The 3,783-nt window shown below is 54.0% G+C and carries 2 protein-coding genes; one reads left to right on the top strand and one right to left on the bottom strand.

Annotation, left to right across the window (positions count from 1 at the left end; genetic code table 11):
- On the top strand, positions 1 to 1,414 hold a 1,414-nt coding region (locus tag FHS00_RS17500; RefSeq protein ID WP_425486055.1), incomplete at its 5' end, for a hypothetical protein.
- A 409-nt stretch (positions 1,415 to 1,823) separates the two neighbouring features.
- On the opposite strand, the gene FHS00_RS17495 is transcribed toward FHS00_RS17500, so the two are convergent.
- Positions 1,824 to 2,831 (bottom strand): hypothetical protein, encoded by a 1,008-nt coding sequence (locus FHS00_RS17495; RefSeq protein ID WP_221188905.1) that lies wholly within the window; start codon positions 2,829 to 2,831, stop codon positions 1,824 to 1,826.
- Between the last annotated feature and the right edge of the window lie 952 nt (positions 2,832 to 3,783).

Genomic DNA, 3,783 nt, shown 5'->3' with positions numbered 1-3,783 from the left:
GGACCATCGGTGGGCTGACACGGGAGGGCTGAAGCGGAAGCTGAAGGGGGATGGCCTCCGGAAGCTGAGGGCTTCGGTCGAAACGCTGATCAGGGACAGTGTGGCGGTGGTCTACCAGCGAAATCGTAAGTGTGAGGTAGGAATTCATCTCAACAAGAATTGGTACAGCAGTTCGATCTCGCCTATCGGCCTGACCTACAGCATCCATGTGGAGCGGGCCTATCGAGGCATGGTCGAGTTGGACTACCTTGAGCGAACCAAAAAAGGTATCTTCGACCGGCAAGGGCGAAAGGATGGCAAACGCCGTAACCGCGTAACCCGCTACCGTGCTACGGATCGCCTGATCGACAAGTTCACCGCCCAAGAACAGGAAGTTCTGCCGGTCATCGTGCCGCCGCAAGAGGCCCATGAACTGATCCGCATTCGAGTGAGAACGGAAGATGGCCGTGACGAGGTCTATCCGGCTCCCCGGAGCGGCGAAGTTGAATTGATGAAGTGGAACCTCGAACGGATCAACCGAGTGCTGGCTCGTTGCTGGTACGATCTGGAGGTGCCAGATTCTGAGTTGGCAGAATTGCAAGCCCGCTTGGCCAATGATCCCGAGGACGAAAGACGGCTGGCGCTACATCAGCGAACCCTCCACCGTGTCTTCAATGACGATGAACTCACAACCGGAGGGCGGTTCTATGGCGGTTGGTGGCAGAACATCCCGAAGGCCTACCGTCGCCATCTGATCGTCGATGGCAAGCGCATGGTGGAGATCGACTACTCGAACCTCCATCCCGTGATCCTTTACGCGGAAGCTGGCGTCACACCGCCGGACGATTGTTACCGCCGCATCTTCAACGATGAGATCGAAGCCCGGTATGGCGACGACCTGCGCAGCATGGTGAAGGCGGCGTTCAATGCGATGCTCAACGCCGAGAAGAAGCTAAGCCAAGCCCCTGAAGACATTGAGCCAAGCCAGTTCGGAATGACCTGGCGAGACGTCTCGGAAGCCATTCTTACTGCTCATGCACCTATCGCTGACCGGTTTTACACGGGCATCGGGAAGCGCCTCCAGCGCAAGGACAGCGACGTGGCCGAGCGGGTGATGCTCGACTTTATCGACAACGGCAACTCGATCTTGCCGATCCACGACAGCTTCCTCGTCCACGAAGGCCACCGTAACCTCCTCGACGAGCGAATGCAGGCTGCGTTGCTGGAGGTCTGCGATGTAGAGACCCGACTCAAATTAGTCGAGCCGGACCTTAGCCGGATCTTCGCCAAGCGAGCGAAAGAACGGGAACAAGACCCTGAGGGGTTCGGCCCTGAGACAACGCAGGATATCGTCGAGATCTTCGCCGCGGAAGAGGGCTATGAAAAGCGGCTCGGCGCCTTCTTCCGGCTGTCTAGAATCGCTGCCGAAAAGTAGAAAGAACGGGCGAGTTCTGCTGGCTCGCTGCCTTGGAGATAGCATTGAGGAGAGACTCCGGTCGCAAGAACGCCGAAGCCCACATCCGCATCGCCCTCAAGAACCGCTTCTCAGCCCTCTGTAACGCCGAGATCGTTCGCGTGGGGCGACCTCATTGGGAAAGGGGCAACTGCGACCTAGGCTGGGGTTCTACAACGACACCGTCGATACCCTTCGCTCCCTGCGATGTTCCGAGAGAGGTGGAATAATGCAATCGTCGAGGAAGGTCTTGGCAACTCTCTGACAACCCCGAGCGGCAGCATCTTCTGCATTCGCGGAAGATAATAGGCAGATCTAAGGGGGACGCGTCGCAAGTCTGTCACCCTACAATGTTCATACTTCTGAAGTCAGGAACTATTTCCCTTCAAATCTAAATGCATTGCCGCTGAATCCAAGTTGCTAAGCTGGCATTGCAAAGATCATCAGGATGGGGTGAATGAAATGTACTTGGGGACGCCATCAGCATAAAGTCCACGAACCTTCCTCCGTCACCGCCCATTTCGTAGACATATTTGGCGATATGGGAATATACAGGATCGTAGTCGTCGACCGCCTCCCCCCGAATGCTAACTCGGTGAAATGATAGCTCTGGGTACGGCGACCATATCCTCCTGTTAACCCCTCCCATAAATACTATGGTGCAGGCGGAATAGCAATTATTCCAAAGCGTCGTTTCCAACCCTAGGCGCCTTATGGTTTGGCCCGCCTTAATAGCCTCATAAACTGAACCGCCGCCGCTACCAAGGGCGATCTCTTCAATTTCAGGGCTTGAATTTATGGCCTCGAGAAGTGCTGCCGAGAAGTCTTTGCCAACATCTCCTAAAACCCGCAGCGTTTTCCCCTCGATATCAAAAAACGTCTGTCGAGAGACTTCCCCAACAAACGCCTCAAGTGGGATTCCCAGCTGCCCAACGCAATCAAGATTCCACTCCTTAACTCTTCGCTCTCTATCGAGGTCAAGTATGCGTTTTGCCTGATACACCCAGTTATCCAAGGAGTGGGCCGCAATCGCAGTAGTTTGATCGTCAGCATTATCGACATCAAATTCCGTCGACAGCTCTACAGGCGTAATGTAGTTTATTCTCTCCAGCATCCTGCCAAGGATCGAACACTTGTGTTCGACAACATGCAATTCATTGAGGCCAGTCCCCAAGAATCTGCTTTCTAGCCCCCTCGCTTCTGCCAAGCGCCAATAACTATCGCTCTTTTCGGAGACTGCGTCTATTGCCTGGCTCCAGTCTAGTGCCTGAACTGCTGACGAAAACATCGCCAACTGAATGGCGGCCAGTATCAGTATAATTTTGCCCCTATGAATTGGCATTTTTCTAACCATAGACCCTCTCAACAATACGTTCTGAAGGAATGCTTTCTTGCGCAAGCCATCGCTACGATACAGAGTTTTCTGACACCCCAATCTGCCCTGCCGGCACTGAGCTGAATGCAGAATCCGAGCTGTCGTTCTTCGCAGGTTTACGTCCCAGCGTGGCCGCTTACTTTTCATGCTTCAGGCGGCCCGCTTCGTACAGCCGCAGTGAGCCTTTAGGTTTTCCCGCCTGGGATTAGCGGCGTTCAGCCATGGGAGGTGTTTCCTAAAAGATTCGCGCGACCCACCGAAATGGGTTGCGCGAGGTGTATTCTTTTTTATGGCTACGCTGTGTCTCTTAGTACGTACCCATTTTGTATTCCCCTTGCGGAGTGACAAGGTAGCAAGTCTTGGGAGTGAGAGGAGGAAATACCTCACTTGCCACAGAAATGCTTACTCCTGAGGGGCAAGCTGGAATATCAACGTATCGATACTGCTTGTCCGCTACGCACTGATTGAAGACCCTTTGCCTCAAGCCCGCATTGGCATCAGAGCTACGGGTTTGTCCCCCGTAGGTTTGTCCTCCGGTCGAGTTACAGAAGGTTTGGGAGCCGATCTGGTTGCAGCTCGTTTGAACTGGCGTAGTGTAGGTAGGTGTCGTGCTGACTACAATCTGCTGTGGGACCTGTCGGGCCGCTATTACCTCACAGTCCGTAAGATCCCGGACTGCTGTAGCAGGTGTCCCTCCGGCTTTATAAGGCAATCCACGCAGCGGCTCTCCCGCCTGATACCTTTCGTAAGGTGTTTGAGGTCCACACCCCGCGAGACCGATTACTAGTAGCATAGAGCAAACTTTTAGACCTAAACCCATCCCGCACTTCCCTGAATTGTGACGATCACAAACTCAACACGTTGAACGTGTGCGGAATGTTGTAAAGAGTAGTCGACCTCTTCGGCTTCAAATGTTGCCAGTTGGATACGTGAGTGCTTGGTTGGTGCTAAGGAAGGGCATAGGGATCAAGAGTCT

Source organism: Limimaricola variabilis (assembly GCF_014195545.1).
In the GTDB taxonomy this organism is placed as follows: Bacteria; Pseudomonadota; Alphaproteobacteria; order Rhodobacterales; family Rhodobacteraceae; genus Limimaricola; species Limimaricola variabilis.
Note: the sequence above shows the minus strand (reverse complement) of the source record. Positions and strands in the feature narration are given on the sequence as shown.